Below are 15,490 nucleotides of genomic sequence, written 5' to 3'. Positions count from 1 at the left end.
ACCAAAGCCCCATGGCCGCGCAATACGCCTTCGTGATGAAGGGCATGACCAAGAGCTTCCCCGGCGCGCGAAAGCCGGTGCTCTCGAACATCAACCTGCAATTCTACCAGGGCGCCAAGATCGGCATCGTGGGTCCGAACGGCGCGGGCAAGTCGACGCTGATGAAGATCATGGCCGGCATCGACACCGACTTTCAGGGCGAGGCCTGGGCGGGCGAGAACATCACCGTCGGCTACCTGCCGCAGGAGCCCGAGCTCGATCCGAGCAAGACAGTGCTTGAAAACGTGAAGGACGGTGCGCGCGACACCGCCGACCTCGTCGATCGCTACAATGCGGTGGCCGCCGAAATGGCCGAGCCCGATGCCCATTACGAAAAGCTCGGCGAGGAAATGGCCGACCTCCAGACCAAGATCGACGCGGTCGATGGCTGGACGCTCGATAATCAGCTCGAAATCGCGATGGAGGCGCTGCGCTGCCCGCCTTCCGATGCCTCGGTCGAGAACCTTTCGGGCGGTGAGAAGCGCCGCGTCGCGCTCACCCGGCTGCTGATCCAGAAGCCCTCGATCCTGCTATTGGACGAACCGACCAACCACCTCGATGCCGAAAGCGTCGAATGGCTCGAAAACCACCTGAAGGAATATGCGGGGGCGGTGCTGATGATCACCCATGATCGCTACTTCCTCGACAACGTGGTGGAATGGATCCTCGAGCTCGATCGCGGCTCCTACTACCCGTATGAAGGCAATTACTCGACCTATCTCGAGAAGAAGGCCAAGCGCCTCGAACAGGAAAGCCGCGAGGAATCGGGTCGCCAGAAGGCGCTCTCCCGCGAGCTCGAATGGATCAGGCAGACGCCCGCCGCGCGTCAGACCAAGTCCAAGGCGCGTATCCGCAAGTTCGAACAGCTGCAGGATGCGCAAAGCGACCGCAAGCCCGGCAAGGCGCAGATCGTCATCCAGGTTCCCGAGCGCCTCGGCGGCAAGGTGATCGAGGCGAACAACATCACCAAAGCCTATGGCGACAAGCTGCTGTTCGAAAACCTCTCCTTCAAGCTGCCGCCGGGCGGCATCGTCGGCGTGATCGGCCCCAACGGTGCGGGTAAATCGACCTTGTTCAAGATCATCACCGGACAGGAGACACCCGACAGCGGCACGATCGAGATCGGCGACACCGTGCGCCTCGGTTATGTCGACCAGTCGCGCGACGACCTGACACCCACCAACAATGTCTGGGAGGAAATCTCCGACGGGCTCGATTACATGCAGGTCAACGGCCACGACATGTCGACCCGCGCCTATGTCGGCGCGTTCAACTTCAAGGGCCCCGACCAGCAGAAGAATGTCGGCAAGCTATCGGGCGGCGAACGCAACCGCGTGCACATGGCGAAGATGCTGAAAGAGGGCGGCAACGTCCTGCTGCTGGACGAGCCGACCAACGACCTCGACGTCGAGACGCTGGGCGCGCTCGAAGACGCGATCGAGAACTTCGCCGGCTGCGCCGTGGTCATCTCGCACGACCGCTTCTTCTTGGATCGTCTGGCGACACATATTTTGGCGTTTGAAGGGAATTCGCACGTGGAGTGGTTCGAGGGGAATTTCGAGGCGTATGAGGAAGACAAGCGCCGGAGGCTGGGAGACGCGGCGGATCGGCCTACGCGGTTGGCTTATAAGAAGCTGACTAGGTAGATTGGGGCGACGCGCCTGTGAATGACGAGCAGCTTAGACGGTTGACGGAATCCATCGGATCGCATGGCGATCAATTGGGCGGCAACTTGGTACATCTCAAACGCTTTCTCGCGAAACAGCAGGAGGAACAGCACAAGTTCCTGGCAGAACAACGAGCAGCCAGTGATACTTCGCAAAGGGCAGCGAATAGGGCAGCTTTTTGGTCTGCATTTGCTGCCACGATCGTAGCGCTGGCTGCCATCGTGCAAGCGTACGTAGCGATTGCCGAGAGCGCAGAGCCTCAAACTGCGACCGAGGCGAAAGCAAATTTGTGACCTTCACTTGATGGCGAACTAGAAGAGCGAAGGTAATCGTTTTTGCGTCACCCCGGACTTGATCCGGGGTCCCGCTTCTTGAAGCGTAGCGCGACGTAAGAAGTAAGCGGGATCCCGGCTCGGGGGCCGGGATGACGCAAGGGGCTCAGATCAGATGCTTGAGCAGGTCGTCCCAGTTCGGATTGGCCTCCTCCACCAACTCGAATTTCCATTCGCGCCGCCAGCGCTTGAGGCGTTTTTCGAAGGTAATCGCATTTTCGATAGTGTCGAACCGTTCGGCCAAGACCAGTTGCTTCAAACCATACCGCGCATAGAAGTCCGATCCCGTTCCTTGGCGATGGTGTGTCACGCGCGCTGCCAGATCAGCTGTCACGCCAACATACATCGTGCCGCGATGGCGATCAGACATGATGTAGACCCAGCCGCCTTGCGTTTCGCGATCCATCTAAGTTGGTTGAAAGAAAGCGGGACTTCGGGTCAAGCCCGGGGTGACGATCTGTGATAAGCGCTGAGTATGACCGCCACCCACCTCATCATTCACGGCAAGGTTCAGGGCGTGTTCTACCGCGACTGGACGGTCGCAACCGCGCGCTGCCTCGGCCTGGCGGGATGGGTGCGCAATCTTGCCGATGGCACGGTCGAGGCGCATCTGGAGGGTGAGCGCCACGCAATCGAGCGCATGATTGCGGCGATGCGTGATGGACCTCCCCGCGCCGCGCCTACGCTGATCGAGCCGCGCGAGGTCGCGGAGCAGGGGCTGGCCGAATTCAATCGCCGATAGCAGCCGGCAGACCCGCGTGCGCCCCGTCCACCGTTATTTTCCTTGCGATTGCTTGCGCAGTGCCGCTCTGCTGGCTGCCGAGCGCGCGGCGTGGCGCAGGCTTTCCAGCAGTTCCGATCCTTCGGCGTAAGTGGGTGATGCGAGGTTATCGACGCGCTCGTCGGCGGTCTGCTGATCGGCGTGATCGAACCGTGCGCTTTCGTCGATCGCGATTGCCTGTCCGCCATTGTTGGTCAGAAAACCGAAGGCTTCGAGATCGCTGAGACCGTCGCCGATATAGACCATCTGGTCGAGGGGTACGTGCATGTCCATCTCGTCGAAATCGGGATCGTCGACCCTGGGCGAATTGGCGGCGCCGATGTCGAGCCCCTTGGCATGCGCCTCGAGATAGCGCGCCTTGGTCGGGTGGGCGATCATGCGCTTGAGGCAGACCGCCTTGCCGTCAGCAAAGTGGAATTCGCCCGCCCAGCTCCGATCGAACACGTCGTTTACCCGCGTGCGTTCGACGATGTCGATGTAACCAGAGGACAGCACCACCAGCTCGACCTCGATATCGGGCACGATCTGCTTGCCGACCTCGGACAGGTGCTTTTTCAGGTCGAGGACGCCATCATAAAGCTCGATATGTTCAGCTGCGCGGTCGAAGAAATTCTCGGTCAGCGGATCGTCGCGGTCGCGGCCGCAGGCGATCAGCGCGTGAGAACGCTTTAGAATGCCGTCCCAGTTATCGCCCAGGGGCGCATGATATTGCTCCTCCCATTCTTCGCGCGACATCCCCCAGGCCGCGCACATGGCGTCGATCGTATCGCTGGCGAGGGTCTTGTCGAAATCAAAGACCAGGGAGATGCGCGGAATATAGGGATGGGTCGATGCCAAGGTGCTGCTCCTGTTGTTGTCGTATTCGGATAATGCATGGGGCCTGCGTCCGGCTCCCGCATCGCATGGCCGGATGTTGGGTTCAGGGCGTCGCCCAGTGACCTTGCCACGTCGCATCCTCGCCGCGTTCGAATTGCGCGCGCCAATGACCGGTATGGGCGAGGTAGAGCCAGTCGAACGACGTCACTTCGATCCGCAGCAATGCGAAATTTGCGCGCGCCGTTTCGAGCTCGGCATCGCTCGGCTCGGTGCCCTCGAACTCGGCGGGGAGCCCCGATGTCGGCGCGTCGCTCCGGGTGCCAGGGCCGTCCCCGAGATAGCATCGCCGCGCGAAATTGGAGCCGTTGTTCCAGGCGGCCTCGACCGCCGGATCCTCGCGCAGGATTTCCCCGGTGCCGCGCATCCTGATCTGGATTTTAGCCCCCTTGTCGTAGAACAGCACCGCCATGCGCGGATCGGCGGCGATGGCCGCGACCTTGGGTGCACGGGTATCGGTGTGGAAGCGCAAGTACCACGCGCTGCTGTCGGGATCTGAGTCGAAAGCGCGCAGCACCATCACCCGCGCATCGATGTCCCCCGTCACCACCACCGGTACATGCATCGGCGAGCGCCGATCCTTCGCCGCCCGCGCCATCCGGCGCGCCACATCCTGCCTAACTTCCTCGAGCGTTTCGATCATCGCTGCGGCTGATCGGGGGATTGCCAGGCGCGGTCAAGTCGTTCACGAAGGTGGCGGCTTGTATGAACGAAAGCCTACAGGCCCGGTTAAGGTCAGACTCAGTGTGACCTCCGTAGCAACATTCGCGACGCTGAAGAACGAGCGTATTCAACATGCCGTAGGTGGTGGGCGGCGACATCGAAAGGCAGATCATGGACATCACCCAGTTCCTGAGGGGAAGCGCGATTTCCGCCCTCGCCCTTGCGCTGGCATTCGTCGCCCCGCCTGAGCAGGCGGAAGCGGCCAACCTCACCGCTGAAACGAGCGCAAGCAGCAGCGAAGCGCAGCCCGACCGCCGGGATCGCCGCGCCAATCGCGGCGAGCGACGCAATATGCGCGAGGCCCGCCGGGCGAATCGCAGCGAGCGCCGGGCCGCCAACCGCAGCGAGCGACGGGCGCGCAGCGAACAACGTGCCAACAGGAGCGAACGCCGCGCCCGCAGCGAGAGAACGCAGCGCCGTCAGCGGGCGCGCACCACCGAACGCCGGTTCGAACGCAGCGCCGATCAGGTCGATCGTCGCAGCGAGCGGCGAGCGCGCCAGATCGACCGGCGCAGCGAACGCCGCGCAGACCGGATCGAGCGGCGCGGCGATGTCCGCGCCGACCGGGTGGAGCGGCGAGGCGATCGCCGGGCCGATCGGATCGAGCGCCGCGGAGATCGGCGAGCGGATCGCATCCGCCGCGGGGACAACCGCCGCTTTGACAGGCGGGCGGAACGCCGGAACGATCGGCGATTTGAAAGGCGCGCGGATCGCCGGGCCGATCGCCGTTTCGACAGACGCGCGGATCGCCGGGCCGACCGCCGCTTCGATCGCCGCGACAGCCGCCGGATAGACCGTGCCGAACGCCGCGGCTTTCGCGACGGCCGCCGGTTCGAGCGTCGCAACAATCGCGGCTTCTGGCGCGACGACCGCGGCTGGCGCGGGGATCGCCGCTGGGCCTATGGCCGCGGTTTCCGCGACGGTCGGCGCGATTTCCGCCGCTGGGACCGCCAACGCTGGCGCGGCGATCGCCGCTTCGGCTGGCGCGACCATCGCCGGTTCAATCGCGGCGCCTTCCGACTGGGTCGCTATTACGCCCCCTGGCGCGGCCATCGCTACAGCCGCCTGCGGACTGGTTTCTTCCTCGACAATTTGTTCTTCGGACAGCGTTACTGGATCAACGATCCGTGGGCGTTCCGCCTGCCGCCGGTCTACGGGCCCTATCGCTGGGTGAGATATTACGACGATGTTGTCTTAGTCGACATTTATACCGGCGAAGTGGTCGACGTGATCCACGACTTCTTCTGGTAGGGGCATCCTCCCCCCTGTCCGGAGCCAAAGCCCCCGCCGCAGCGATCCGGCGGGGGCTTTACCCGTGCGGTAGCCGCCACATGATTAAGCCCCCTGCCATCTTGCGCGCGCGGGCAGGGTCGTTAATTTCGCGGCCAGCATGACGACGACACAGAGCATTCCCGATCAGGACGCGCTCAAGCGCATGGGCCGTCAGGTGCGCGAACGGCTGGCCGCCGATCCGCAGGTCTACACAGTCGAAACCGATCTCGCCGAACTGTTCGCGGTCGGCGATTTCCTCACGCCTGCGGAATGTGAGCGCCTGTGCCTGATGGTCGATGCGACCGCCCGCCCCTCGTCCCTGCACGAAATCGGTTATGACAGCGGTTTTCGCACGTCCTATTCGGGCGATCTCGATCCGCAGGACAGCTTCGTGCGCGGCATCGGGCGGCGGATCGACGATCTGCTCGGTGTGCCGAGCGAAGTCGGCGAGGCGATCCAAGGACAGCGTTACCTACCGGGACAGCAGTTCAAGCCGCACAATGACTGGTTCTACACGACCGAGAAATACTGGCAGGACGAACAGAAGCGCGGCGGTCAGCGCAGCTGGACGACGATGGCGTTCCTCAACGAGGTCGAGGAGGGGGGCGAGACCCACTTCACCAATATCGGCATCAAGATCGAACCCAAGCCCGGCGTGCTGCTGATCTGGAACAACGCCCTGCCCGATGGCTCGCCCAATCACGACACGATCCATGCGGGAGTGCCGGTCATCAGGGGAACGAAATACATCATCACCAAATGGTATCGCACGCGCAAGTGGAAGTAGGGAGGGTTCCGTACTGCGAGGCCCCGCAAAGGAGAGGACCTGTTGATGACGCGCCTCCAACCTCGAAGACGTCCCGGTCTGCGCGGGGGCACCCGCCTTGATCACGCGCGTGCCAGAGCCTCGGAAATCAGTTTCCTCGTCGGTTCGATGCCGTAAAGCTTAATGAAACTGCCTATGCGCGGGCCTTGCTCGCTGCCCAACAGCGTCTCGTAGAGCGCGCGGAACCAGTCGCGCAAATTGTTGAAGCCGAACTCCTCGCGCTTGCCGATCTCGTAGACCAGCGTTTGCAGCGCCTCGGCATCGGCGTCCCCGGGTGCGGCGGCAAGCTGCGCGTCGAGCTCGGTCAGTGCCAGAACCTCCCCGCCTTCCGGCGCGCGCTTTTCCAGCGTCGGCGCGACGAAATCGCGATTGTAGTTCACGGCGCACTCGATCAGCCGCAGTAGCGCGGGATCCTCGACCGGCTGCCCGGTATAGGCCGCGACATATTCGGCAAGGTTCGCCGGCGTCGCTTCGAGCCCAAGCACGCTGACAAGGTTCAAAAGCAGGCTGTAAGGCACCGACAGGCTGTCCCCCGCCCCCGGCGCCTCGGCGCCATCGGGCGCATCATTGGCGCGAGCGAGATGCCAGACCGGATTGCCGAGCTGCTTGTCGAGCGGCTGCTGCGCGAGACGCTCGCGAAACTGCCAGTAATCGTCCACCGCCTTGGGGATGACGCCCGGATGCAGCTGCTTTGCGCTCTTGGGATTGGCGAAGATATAGAAGCCGAGGCTCTCCTCGCTGCCATAGGTGAGCCATTCCTCGATCGAAAGACCGTTGCCCTTGGACTTTGAGATCTTTTCGCCCTGCGCGTCGAGGAACATCTCGTAGATCAACCCCTCGGGCTTGTTGCCGCCAAGAATGCGGGCGATCTTGCCCGACTGCACGCCGCTATCGGTCAGGTCCTTGCCGTACATTTCATAATCGACGCCCAGCGCCACCCAGCGCATCGCCCAGTCGACCTTCCACTGGCATTTGGCCATACCGCCCAGCGCCGATTGCTCGACCACGGTGCCGTCCTCATCGGTGAAACGGACCATGCCGGTTTGCGGATCCACGACTTCGATCGGCACCTGCAGTACCGCGCCCGTTGTCGGCGAGATCGGCATGATCGGCGAATAGGTTTGGCGTCGCTCCTCGCGCAGGGTCGGCAGCATCACGTCCATGATCGCGTCGAAATTCGCGAGCACCCCGCGCAGGGCGTCGTCGAACGCGCCCGAATTGTAACGGTCCGAGGAACTGACGAATTCGTATTCGAACCCGAAGCGATCGAGAAATTCGCGCAGCTTGGCGTTGTTGTGTGCTGCAAAGCTTTCGTGATCGGTGTCGAACGGATTGGGGATGCGCGAGAGCGGCCTGTGCAGGTTCGCTTCGAGCAGCGCCTTGTTCGGCACGTTGTCGGGGACCTTGCGCAGACCGTCCATGTCATCGCTGAAAGCGACAAGCCGGGTGGGTTCGCCGGTCATCGCTTCGTAGGCGCGCCGCACCAGCGTCGTGCGCAAGACCTCCTGAAAGGTGCCGATATGCGGCAGGCCCGAAGGGCCATAGCCGGTCTCGAACAGCACCGGCTCGCCATCCGGCTTTCCACCCTTCAGGCGTTTGGCGAGCCGCTGAGCTTCCTGAAAGGGCCATGCCTTGGAAATGCGAGCAGCCTCGGCCAGCGCCGCCTGAGGGGAGGTGTCGTTCATGGCGTGAACCTCTATTCCCGCCGCCGCATGTTGCAAGAGCGAAAAACGCCGGCCAGCCCGGTCCGGCGACGGCCTTCTACGAAGTTCGGGACTGACGGGTTTCCCAATGAAGATTTCACCTACGGTTCATGGCCGCCCTTGTAGATAGCGGGCGTGGACGGAGTCGCTTGCGAATTTTCGACGAGCGATCGGGTCCGCCAAGTCCGACAGCGATACGGCGCGAGCCGTTCAGATGCCCCTTTCGCACGAACATGCGGGAATACGGCCGACGCGTGCCTGTGCGAAGCGGCAAGCAGCCGAAACAGGGCGCTAACGCTTTTCCGGGTCACCCCGGGGTGGATTGCTCTTCCGCCTTCAGGGTCGCAGGAGAGGGGCGATGTGGATGGCGCCGTGCAAACGGCTCCACTGCGTCGTCCCTCTTTCGCGTCAGCCGCGGGTTTCGACCAAGCTCACTTTGCCATCGACGATGCGATATTCCGAAACCGTGCAGCACAGCTCCTGACCATCGGCCAGGACATAGCCGTGCGATACGGTCACCAGGTCGCCGTCGACGCCCTTGCGGTGAACCTTGAGCTGGGGCGCGCCGGGTTCGAAATTGAGTTCGTAGAGCCGCTTGATCTGGTCGCGCCCCATGGCGACGAAGCCGTCGGCGCGCACGATCGCATCGGGCGCAAAGGTTGCGACGAAACGATCGATATCGCCCGAACGATAGGCCTCGATATGCTGCTGCACCACCGCGATGCGCTCCTGCTCGCTGGCAGGCGCGCTGACTGCGCTCGCCTCGGTCGCGGATTGGGCGCCAAGACTAGCGGGCATGGCAAAAGCCGCGCAGCCGGCGGCAAGAACGCACGCGAGTTTGGCATTTACTTCGGGCAGCGGCATGGCAGTCTCCTATCGGTTCCCGCACGAAAACTATCCTGGCCGGACGTTTACAATTGGTTGACGTTTTCCCATCGTGGTTAATGCCGTGCCTCCGAATTCACCCCCTTCCCCGCCGCCCGAACGAGGGCCGATGCAGCTTGTGCCGGACCCGGCGCCGCTCGCCCTGCCCGCGCTTCATGCCAGCCATGGCGGCAATTGGCTGAAGCGCGGCGAGGCGCCATGCGAAGCGGTGTCGAAGGGCGATGCGATCCTGGTCGCTGCCGATACGCCGGTGCTGATGCTTAACGCCCCGCTTGTCGCAAACCGACTGGGCTATCCCGATCTCTCCGGGCTCGACCTCCTCGAACTGTTCGCTTTCGTCCACCCGGCGCGCTTCTGCGTGCCGACGCCGCGCGGCCTGGCGCAGGCGCTGTCGCTGGAGGCCCCCGCAGAAGGCGAGGACGTGCCCGGCTTTCTCCAACGCGCCGCCGCGGTGCTGGTGGCGGCCTGCGAAGATCCCGAATGGTTCGAACGCAGCGGCGCGTGGAGCGCGCTGCATTCGCTCGAGCGGCTGCGCTGGCCCTGGGCACAGGTGCTCAAGGGTCATATTGCGCGGCCCGAAAAGGCCGAGCGCTGGCTGTTCGCGACGCTCCACGAATGGGAAGAGGCGGGCGAACGCGCGCAGCCTCGGCAGATCGCGCTGCCCGAAAGCGACATCGCCCAGCAATTAGAGGAACTCACGGGCGACAAAGCGGAAAAGCGCGACGGTCAGCGCGCCTATGCGATGGATGCCGCGCGCATATTCGCCCCGCGGGAGGAGGACGGCGCCCCGCATCTTGCGCTCGCCCAGGCGGGGACCGGCATCGGCAAGACGCTGGGCTATCTCGCCTCCGCTTCGCTGTGGGCGAATGCCTCGGGCGGGACGGTCTGGGTGTCTACCTATACCAAGAACCTCCAGCGTCAGCTGCGCGCCGAAAGCCGCCGCGCCTGGCCGTTGAAGCGCGCCGACGGCACCCCGCCGGTCGTGGTGCGCAAGGGTCGCGAGAACTATCTGTGCCTGCTGAATCTCGAAGACGCGCTGCAGGGAGGTTTTACCGGGCGCCCCGCGATCCTCGCACATCTGGTCGCGCGCTGGGCGGCCTATACGCGCGACGGCGACATGATCGGCGGCGACCTGCCCGGCTGGCTCGGCACGCTGTTTCGCAAGCGCGGCATCGCGGCGCTGACCGATCGGCGCGGCGAGTGCATCTATGCCGGTTGTCCGCATTATCGCAAATGCTTCATCGAACGCGCGGTGAGGGACAGCGCGCAGGCCGATCTGGTGATCGCCAATCACGCATTGGTCATGGTTAACGCCGCGCGCGCCGGCCCCGCCTCTTCGGGCGATGGCGGCGGGCAAAATGTACCGCAATACTCGTCGAGACCGACGCGAATCGTCTTCGATGAAGGCCATCACGTCTTCGAAGCGGCCGATTCGACCTTCGCAGCCAGCCTCAGCGGGCAGGAAGCGATCGAACTCAGGCGCTGGATCGTCGGACCCGAACGCGCTACCCGCGGCCGCCGCCGGGGGCTCGCCGCGCGGCTCGCCGATGTCGCGAGCTATGACGAGGAGGGCGGCGCGGCGATCGAGGCGGCGCTCGAACAGGCGAAGGCGCTGCCCGGCGATGGCTGGCTTGGGCGGCTCGCCGATGGCGAACCGGCAGGGTCGCTCGAAGCACTCCTCGCCGAGGTCCGCACGCTGACCTATGCGCGCGACGAGAGCGGGCAGGAGCTGGGCTACGGCATCGAGACCGAGGCAAGCGGTCTCCCGGGCGAATTGATCGAGGCCGCGGGCCGGGCAAGCGCGGCGCTTTCGGCGATCCGCGCCCCGTTGATGCGACTGGCCATGCGGCTCGAAGCGGTCCTCGCCGATCCGCCCGACTGGCTCGAAGGGCCGGACAATCGCGGCGGACGCGCGCGGATCGAAGGCGCGCGGTTCAGCCTCGCATGGCGAATAGAACTGCTCGCCGCCTGGACTGCGCTGCTAGAGCGGCTCGGCGGCCCTGCCGACCCCGAATTCGTCGACTGGCTCGCGGTCGATCGCTCGGACGCGCGCGAATTCGACGTCGCCGTGCACCGCCGCTGGCTCGACCCGATGAAACCCTTCGCCAAGGTCGTGCTCGAACCGGCGCACGGCGTCATGCTGACCAGCGCCACGCTGACCGACCGGATTGGTGCGGGCGAAGGCGATCCGTGGGAGAGCGCGATCCAGCGCTCTGGCGCGGCGCACGTGGAAGGCGCGCCGCTGCTCTCCGATGCGCAGAGCCCGTTCGACTACGCCGCTCGCGCCGAGGTGCTGATCGTCACCGATGTGAAGAAGGGCGATTTGCCCGGGCTGGCCGGCGCATATGCGCGGTTGATCGAAGCCTCGGATGGCGGCGTATTGGGGTTGTTCACCGCGATCCGACGGCTCCGCGCGGTGCACGGGCGGATCGCCGATCGCCTCGCGCGCGGCGGGCTGCCGTTATACGCCCAGCATGTCGATCCGATCGATACCGGCACGCTGGTCGATATCTTTCGCGACGATCCGCGCGCGAGCCTGCTCGGCACCGATGCGCTGCGCGACGGGGTCGACGTGCCGGGGCGGAGCCTGCGCTGCGTCATCATGGAAGCGGTGCCCTGGCCGCGGCCCGATATCCTGCATAAGGCGCGGCGCGCGGCGGCGAAGAGCGCGAACGGCGACGGCAAGAGCACGGGCAGCGCCTATGACGATCGCCTGATCCGCGCCCGGCTAGCCCAGGCGTTCGGGCGGCTCATTCGCGGGCGCGAGGATCAGGGGCATTTCATCGTCCTCTCACCCGCCTTCCCCTCCCGCCTGCTCAGCGCCTTTCCCGAAGGTACGAGTGTACATCGAGTAACGCTGGGCGAAGCGCTCGAACGGGTGCGCGGCGGCATGATCGGCGCAGCTTCGCCGGGCGACGGCGCGGTGCGAGAGACACAGACCGACGGCACGCTTCCAGAAAGTTCGTCGTGAGAGGTTGCGCGCAGTTAGTCTTTGCACCGCACGCCGCCTCTCGTTAGCAGCACCGTCGGGATCAAACCTTCGAGGAAGCGAGGCGCAGCAATGAAGATCGTGGGGCTTTGGCGCCATGCAAAGTCCGATTGGGGCGAAGGCGCGGTGCGCGATTTCGATCGCCGGCTCAACGAGCGCGGATGCCGCGGTGCGAAGGTGATGGGCGAGCATGTCCGCGATCACGGTATCGCGTGGGACCGCGTGGTCGCCAGCCCCGCCACCCGCGTGTGCGCCACCCTTCAGGAAGGGCTCCCCGAACTCGATGTCAGCTACGATCAAAAGCTCTATCTCGCCAGCGCCGACACGATCATGGAAGTGATCGAAGCGCATGCAGGCGAAGGGGATGGCGAGGTACGCAGTGTGCTCGTTTCGGGCCACAATCCGGGCTTGCTCGAAACCATTCTCGAACTGGTCGCGCCGGCGCGTGAAAACGACCTGTTCCGCGAAGCGGTGGTCAAGTTTCCGACCGGCGCCTTTGCCGTGCTCGAATGCGATATCGAGAGCTGGGACCAGCTGAAGCCGCGCTGCGCCAAACTCGTCCATTTCGCTCGGCCGCGCGATTTCGATCCCGAACTGGGTCCGGAAGGTTAGGCCTTGGGCGCGACGATCTGGCGCGGACCCGGTCCGCTCTCGCCCAGCCTGTCGTCCGGATTGTAGATCGCGCATTTGTCGAGGCTGAGACAACCGCAACCGATGCACCCGTCCAGACGATCGCGCGTGCGTTCCAACTCCGCAATCTGATCTTCCACGCGGGCGCGTATTGTGGTGCTGATCCGCCGCCAGTCGCGCGCGGTTGGCGTGCGGCCGTGGGGCAGGCCCTTCATGATGAGCGCGATCTCCTCGAGACTGAGGCCGAGACGCTGCGCAATGAGGATGAAGCTCAGCCGCCTGATGTCCGAGCGCAGGAAGCGACGCTGATTCCCGCGAGTGCGGACAGGTTCGATCAGCCCCTTCTCCTCGTAGAAACGGATCGCAGAAACCGCCGCCCCGGTGCGGCGCGCGACATCGCCGATCGTCAGCAGGTCCCGTGCGGAAAGTTTTCCGGTCATGCCAGCAGAAGCGATATCGCAATCAAGGCTTGATCTCAAGTGAGCTTGAGATTGCATGATGAGCGCTCAACATGATTCGCGTGGGGGCAATGGGAGGCCGTCTCCCCACCCGCGCCTGATCTGGAGCAAAGCTAATGGGACGCCTCGAACATGCCAATCTTTCCGTCACCCAGCCTGCGCGCAGCGTCGACTTGTTCGAGCAGTTGCTAGGCTGGAAGATACGCTGGCGCGGCAAATCGCAAAATGGCGGCGACACGATCCATATTGGCGCGCCCGGCAATGGCGCAGGCTATATCGCGCTTTACACGAGCGATGCGGTGGCGGGATCCTTCGCGAAGGGCCAGCCGCTCAATCATATCGGACTGGTCGTCGACGATCTCGACGCTGCACAATCGGCGGTGACCGAAGCCGGGCTGAAGCCCTTCGGGCACGACGATTACGAACCGGGCCGGCGGTTCTACTTCTTCGACTGGGACGGTATCGAATTCGAGGTCGTCTCCTATACGCAGACCGAGCAGGGTAAGGCGGCATGAACGAGCCGATCATCATCGAGCCGCTCTTCGCTCCGCGCCCCAACGACGACTCCGACGACGATCAAAACAGCCCCTTCTGCGCCTGGGCCGCCGGCGCGGAGGCGCCGCTCCACGGCTGGTCGCTACGCTCGATCGTCAGCTCGCCTCTCCAGGCCTTGCACAGGCTCTTCGCCTCTTCCGGCGATCCGGAAAGCCAACGGCCATGATCCTCGCGCGCCAGCAGCACCGGCATGCGTGCGTGGACTTCGGCGGCGGGCGAGCTGGCAGCATCGGTCATCACCATGGCATAAGCCTGCCCAAAGGCGTCGCTCTCTCGCCATAGCCCCGCACAAGCGAACAGCGTCCCATCGCCCGCAGGCGACATCCAGGTCCGGGTCTTGGCGCCTTTCGGCCCCTCGGCCTCGGCCCAGGCGGTAAGCGGGATGAGGCAGCGTCTCTCGGTGAACGAATACCGCCAAAAATAGCTGTCCAGCTTGTCGGTACGCGCATTGTTGACCGGTCTGGGTTTGAGCGGCTGTCCGCTTTTTCCCTTTCGTTCGAGCGGGAAGCCCCAACTCATCGAGCGAACATTCCCCTCCGCCACCACCAGTCCGGGATATCCTGGATAGACCTCGCTCGCGATATTGGCACCGCCCGCCTCGTTAATTGCGTCGAACCAGCGCGCGACCTCGTCGACATTCTTGGTCATTCGGTAAAGGTTGCACATTCCGCCTCAGGCCCCCGCATTGCCGACGATGAAGCACGCCGCTGCCATCAGCGCGCCGGCCCAGCGATTCGAGCGGAATCGGGCGAGCGGGTTGTCGGGATCGCCCATATCGAGCGTCGACACCTGCCAGGTAAGTTGCAGCGCGACCGGCACCAACGTCAGCACCGCGGCGAGATCGGGGCGGTAAAGCCAGAAGCCGAGCGCCCACAGCGCCACCGCCGCGGCGTAGAAACCGGCGATCCCGCCCTGCACCCGCGACCCCATGCGCAATGCGCTAGAACGGATGCCGACCAGGGCGTCGTCCTCGCGGTCCTGAAGCGCGTAGATCGTGTCGTAACCGATGACCCAGGCGATGCACCCGGCATAAAGCGCGGCGAGCGCGTCCCAATTGTCGGCGCGCAGCTCGCTCCACCCGACGAGCAGACCCCAGTTGAAAACCATCCCGAGCCAGGCCTGCGGCCACCAGGTGATCCGTTTCATGAAAGGATAGGCGGCGACCAGCACGAGGCTGGCGAGCGCGACGATCTGCGCGATCGGTCTCAGCTGCAAGAGGACAGTCAGCCCCGCGAGGCACAGCGCAATAAGCCAGGCCCAAGCGAGCTTCTTCGACACCCGCCTGCTGGCGACCGGCCGCGTGGCGGTGCGCGCAACTTGGCGGTCGAGCTTCGCATCGACGATATCGTTGTAGACGCAGCCCGCCCCGCGCATCGCGATCGCACCCAGCAGCAACCAGCCGAGCAGCGCGAATTGCGGCCCAGCCCCCGCCAGCCAGACGCCGAAGACGCAGGGCCAGAACAACAGCCACCACCCGATCGGCCGATCGAACCGCGCCAATTGCGCCAGATCGCGCGGGAGCTGCGGCAGGCGCGCGATCAAGGAGCGATGCTCGCTGTCCGGGACGACTTGGTCGGTCATCTCAACGGGTTCTGTCGCATTGCTGGCGAGGTCGATGCCAGGCAGGTCGAGGTAATGGCGGTTCGGGCAAAGCGCGCGGTCATGGTGCGGTGTCCTCTATACCACCTTGTCATGCCCGCGAAAGCGGGGACCCAGGGCTTTCCCGCGGCGCACAGGAAAACGGGATCCCCGCCTTC

16 protein-coding genes are annotated in these 15,490 nt (G+C 64.5%); 8 read left to right on the top strand and 8 right to left on the bottom strand.

Features of this window, described 5'->3' with window-relative positions:
* Positions 1-11: 11 nt before the first annotated feature.
* Both ettA and V2I30_RS02275 read left to right on the top strand, forming a co-directional pair.
* Entirely contained in the window at positions 12-1,685 is a 1,674-nt protein-coding gene (ettA, locus tag V2I30_RS02280) for an energy-dependent translational throttle protein EttA (protein WP_330660443.1), read from the top strand.
* 17 nt (positions 1,686-1,702) lie between these two features.
* Entirely contained in the window at positions 1,703-1,999 is a 297-nt protein-coding gene (locus tag V2I30_RS02275) for a hypothetical protein (RefSeq protein WP_330660442.1), read from the top strand.
* 145 nt (positions 2,000-2,144) lie between these two features.
* Here V2I30_RS02275 and V2I30_RS02270 read toward each other — a convergent pair whose 3' ends face one another.
* On the bottom strand, positions 2,145-2,444 hold the full coding sequence (locus V2I30_RS02270; protein WP_330660441.1) for a GIY-YIG nuclease family protein: 300 nt from the start codon (positions 2,442-2,444) through the stop codon (positions 2,145-2,147).
* Between the two features lie 69 nt (positions 2,445-2,513).
* Here V2I30_RS02270 and V2I30_RS02265 point away from each other — a divergent pair, with 69 nt between their 5' ends.
* Positions 2,514-2,780 (top strand): acylphosphatase, encoded by a 267-nt coding sequence (locus V2I30_RS02265; RefSeq protein ID WP_330660440.1) that lies wholly within the window; start codon positions 2,514-2,516, stop codon positions 2,778-2,780.
* A gap of 33 nt (positions 2,781-2,813) precedes the next feature.
* Here V2I30_RS02265 and V2I30_RS02260 read toward each other — a convergent pair whose 3' ends face one another.
* Entirely contained in the window at positions 2,814-3,656 is an 843-nt protein-coding gene (locus V2I30_RS02260; protein WP_330660439.1) for a hypothetical protein, read from the bottom strand.
* Between the two features lie 82 nt (positions 3,657-3,738).
* Entirely contained in the window at positions 3,739-4,335 is a 597-nt protein-coding gene (locus tag V2I30_RS02255; RefSeq protein WP_330660438.1) for a pyridoxamine 5'-phosphate oxidase family protein, read from the bottom strand.
* Positions 4,336-4,526: 191 nt separating this feature from the next.
* Between V2I30_RS02255 and V2I30_RS02250 the strand changes: the two genes are divergently transcribed.
* Positions 4,527-5,666 carry an RcnB family protein gene (locus V2I30_RS02250; protein WP_330660437.1) on the top strand — a complete coding sequence of 380 codons (1,140 nt, stop codon included), beginning with the start codon at positions 4,527-4,529 and terminating at the stop codon, positions 5,664-5,666.
* Between the two features lie 139 nt (positions 5,667-5,805).
* Positions 5,806-6,474 carry a prolyl hydroxylase family protein gene (locus V2I30_RS02245; protein WP_330660436.1) on the top strand — a complete coding sequence of 223 codons (669 nt, stop codon included), beginning with the start codon at positions 5,806-5,808 and terminating at the stop codon, positions 6,472-6,474.
* A gap of 101 nt (positions 6,475-6,575) precedes the next feature.
* Here the strand turns inward: V2I30_RS02245 and V2I30_RS02240 are convergent, their stop codons facing one another.
* Positions 6,576-8,198 (bottom strand): lysine--tRNA ligase, encoded by a 1,623-nt coding sequence (locus tag V2I30_RS02240; RefSeq protein ID WP_330660435.1) that lies wholly within the window; start codon positions 8,196-8,198, stop codon positions 6,576-6,578.
* Between the two features lie 426 nt (positions 8,199-8,624).
* Positions 8,625-9,080, bottom strand: a complete 456-nt coding sequence (locus tag V2I30_RS02235) for a nuclear transport factor 2 family protein (RefSeq protein WP_330660434.1) — start codon at positions 9,078-9,080, stop codon at positions 8,625-8,627.
* 130 nt (positions 9,081-9,210) lie between these two features.
* Here V2I30_RS02235 and V2I30_RS02230 point away from each other — a divergent pair, with 130 nt between their 5' ends.
* Together V2I30_RS02230 and V2I30_RS02225 are read left to right on the top strand one after the other, a co-directional pair.
* The gene (locus tag V2I30_RS02230) at positions 9,211-12,072 is read left to right on the top strand and encodes an ATP-dependent DNA helicase (RefSeq protein ID WP_330660433.1); all 2,862 of its coding nucleotides are present in this window, start codon (positions 9,211-9,213) and stop codon (positions 12,070-12,072) included.
* Between the two features lie 90 nt (positions 12,073-12,162).
* Entirely contained in the window at positions 12,163-12,702 is a 540-nt protein-coding gene (locus V2I30_RS02225; protein WP_330660432.1) for a SixA phosphatase family protein, read from the top strand.
* Here the strand turns inward: V2I30_RS02225 and soxR are convergent.
* Positions 12,699-13,160: a redox-sensitive transcriptional activator SoxR gene (gene soxR / locus V2I30_RS02220; protein WP_330660431.1), complete on the bottom strand. Its 462-nt coding sequence runs from the start codon at positions 13,158-13,160 to the stop codon at positions 12,699-12,701. The two genes, V2I30_RS02225 and soxR, sit on opposite strands and share 4 nt — an antisense overlap.
* A gap of 134 nt (positions 13,161-13,294) precedes the next feature.
* Between soxR and V2I30_RS02215 the strand changes: the two genes are divergently transcribed.
* On the top strand, positions 13,295-13,693 hold the full coding sequence (locus tag V2I30_RS02215) for a VOC family protein (RefSeq protein WP_330660430.1): 399 nt from the start codon (positions 13,295-13,297) through the stop codon (positions 13,691-13,693).
* A 61-nt stretch (positions 13,694-13,754) separates the two neighbouring features.
* On the opposite strand, the gene V2I30_RS02210 is transcribed toward V2I30_RS02215, so the two are convergent.
* Together V2I30_RS02210 and ubiA are read right to left on the bottom strand one after the other, a co-directional pair.
* On the bottom strand, positions 13,755-14,399 hold the full coding sequence (locus tag V2I30_RS02210; protein WP_330660429.1) for an SOS response-associated peptidase: 645 nt from the start codon (positions 14,397-14,399) through the stop codon (positions 13,755-13,757).
* 6 nt (positions 14,400-14,405) lie between these two features.
* Complete coding sequence (gene ubiA, locus V2I30_RS02205) at positions 14,406-15,314, bottom strand: 4-hydroxybenzoate octaprenyltransferase (RefSeq protein ID WP_330660428.1); 909 nt, start codon at positions 15,312-15,314, stop codon at positions 14,406-14,408.
* Positions 15,315-15,490 lie beyond the last annotated feature (176 nt).

It is taken from the genome of Erythrobacter sp. (assembly GCF_036351135.1).
Taxonomy (GTDB): domain Bacteria; phylum Pseudomonadota; class Alphaproteobacteria; order Sphingomonadales; family Sphingomonadaceae; genus Erythrobacter.
The sequence above is the reverse complement of the archived record's forward strand: the minus strand, read 5'-3'. Positions and strand labels throughout refer to the sequence as shown.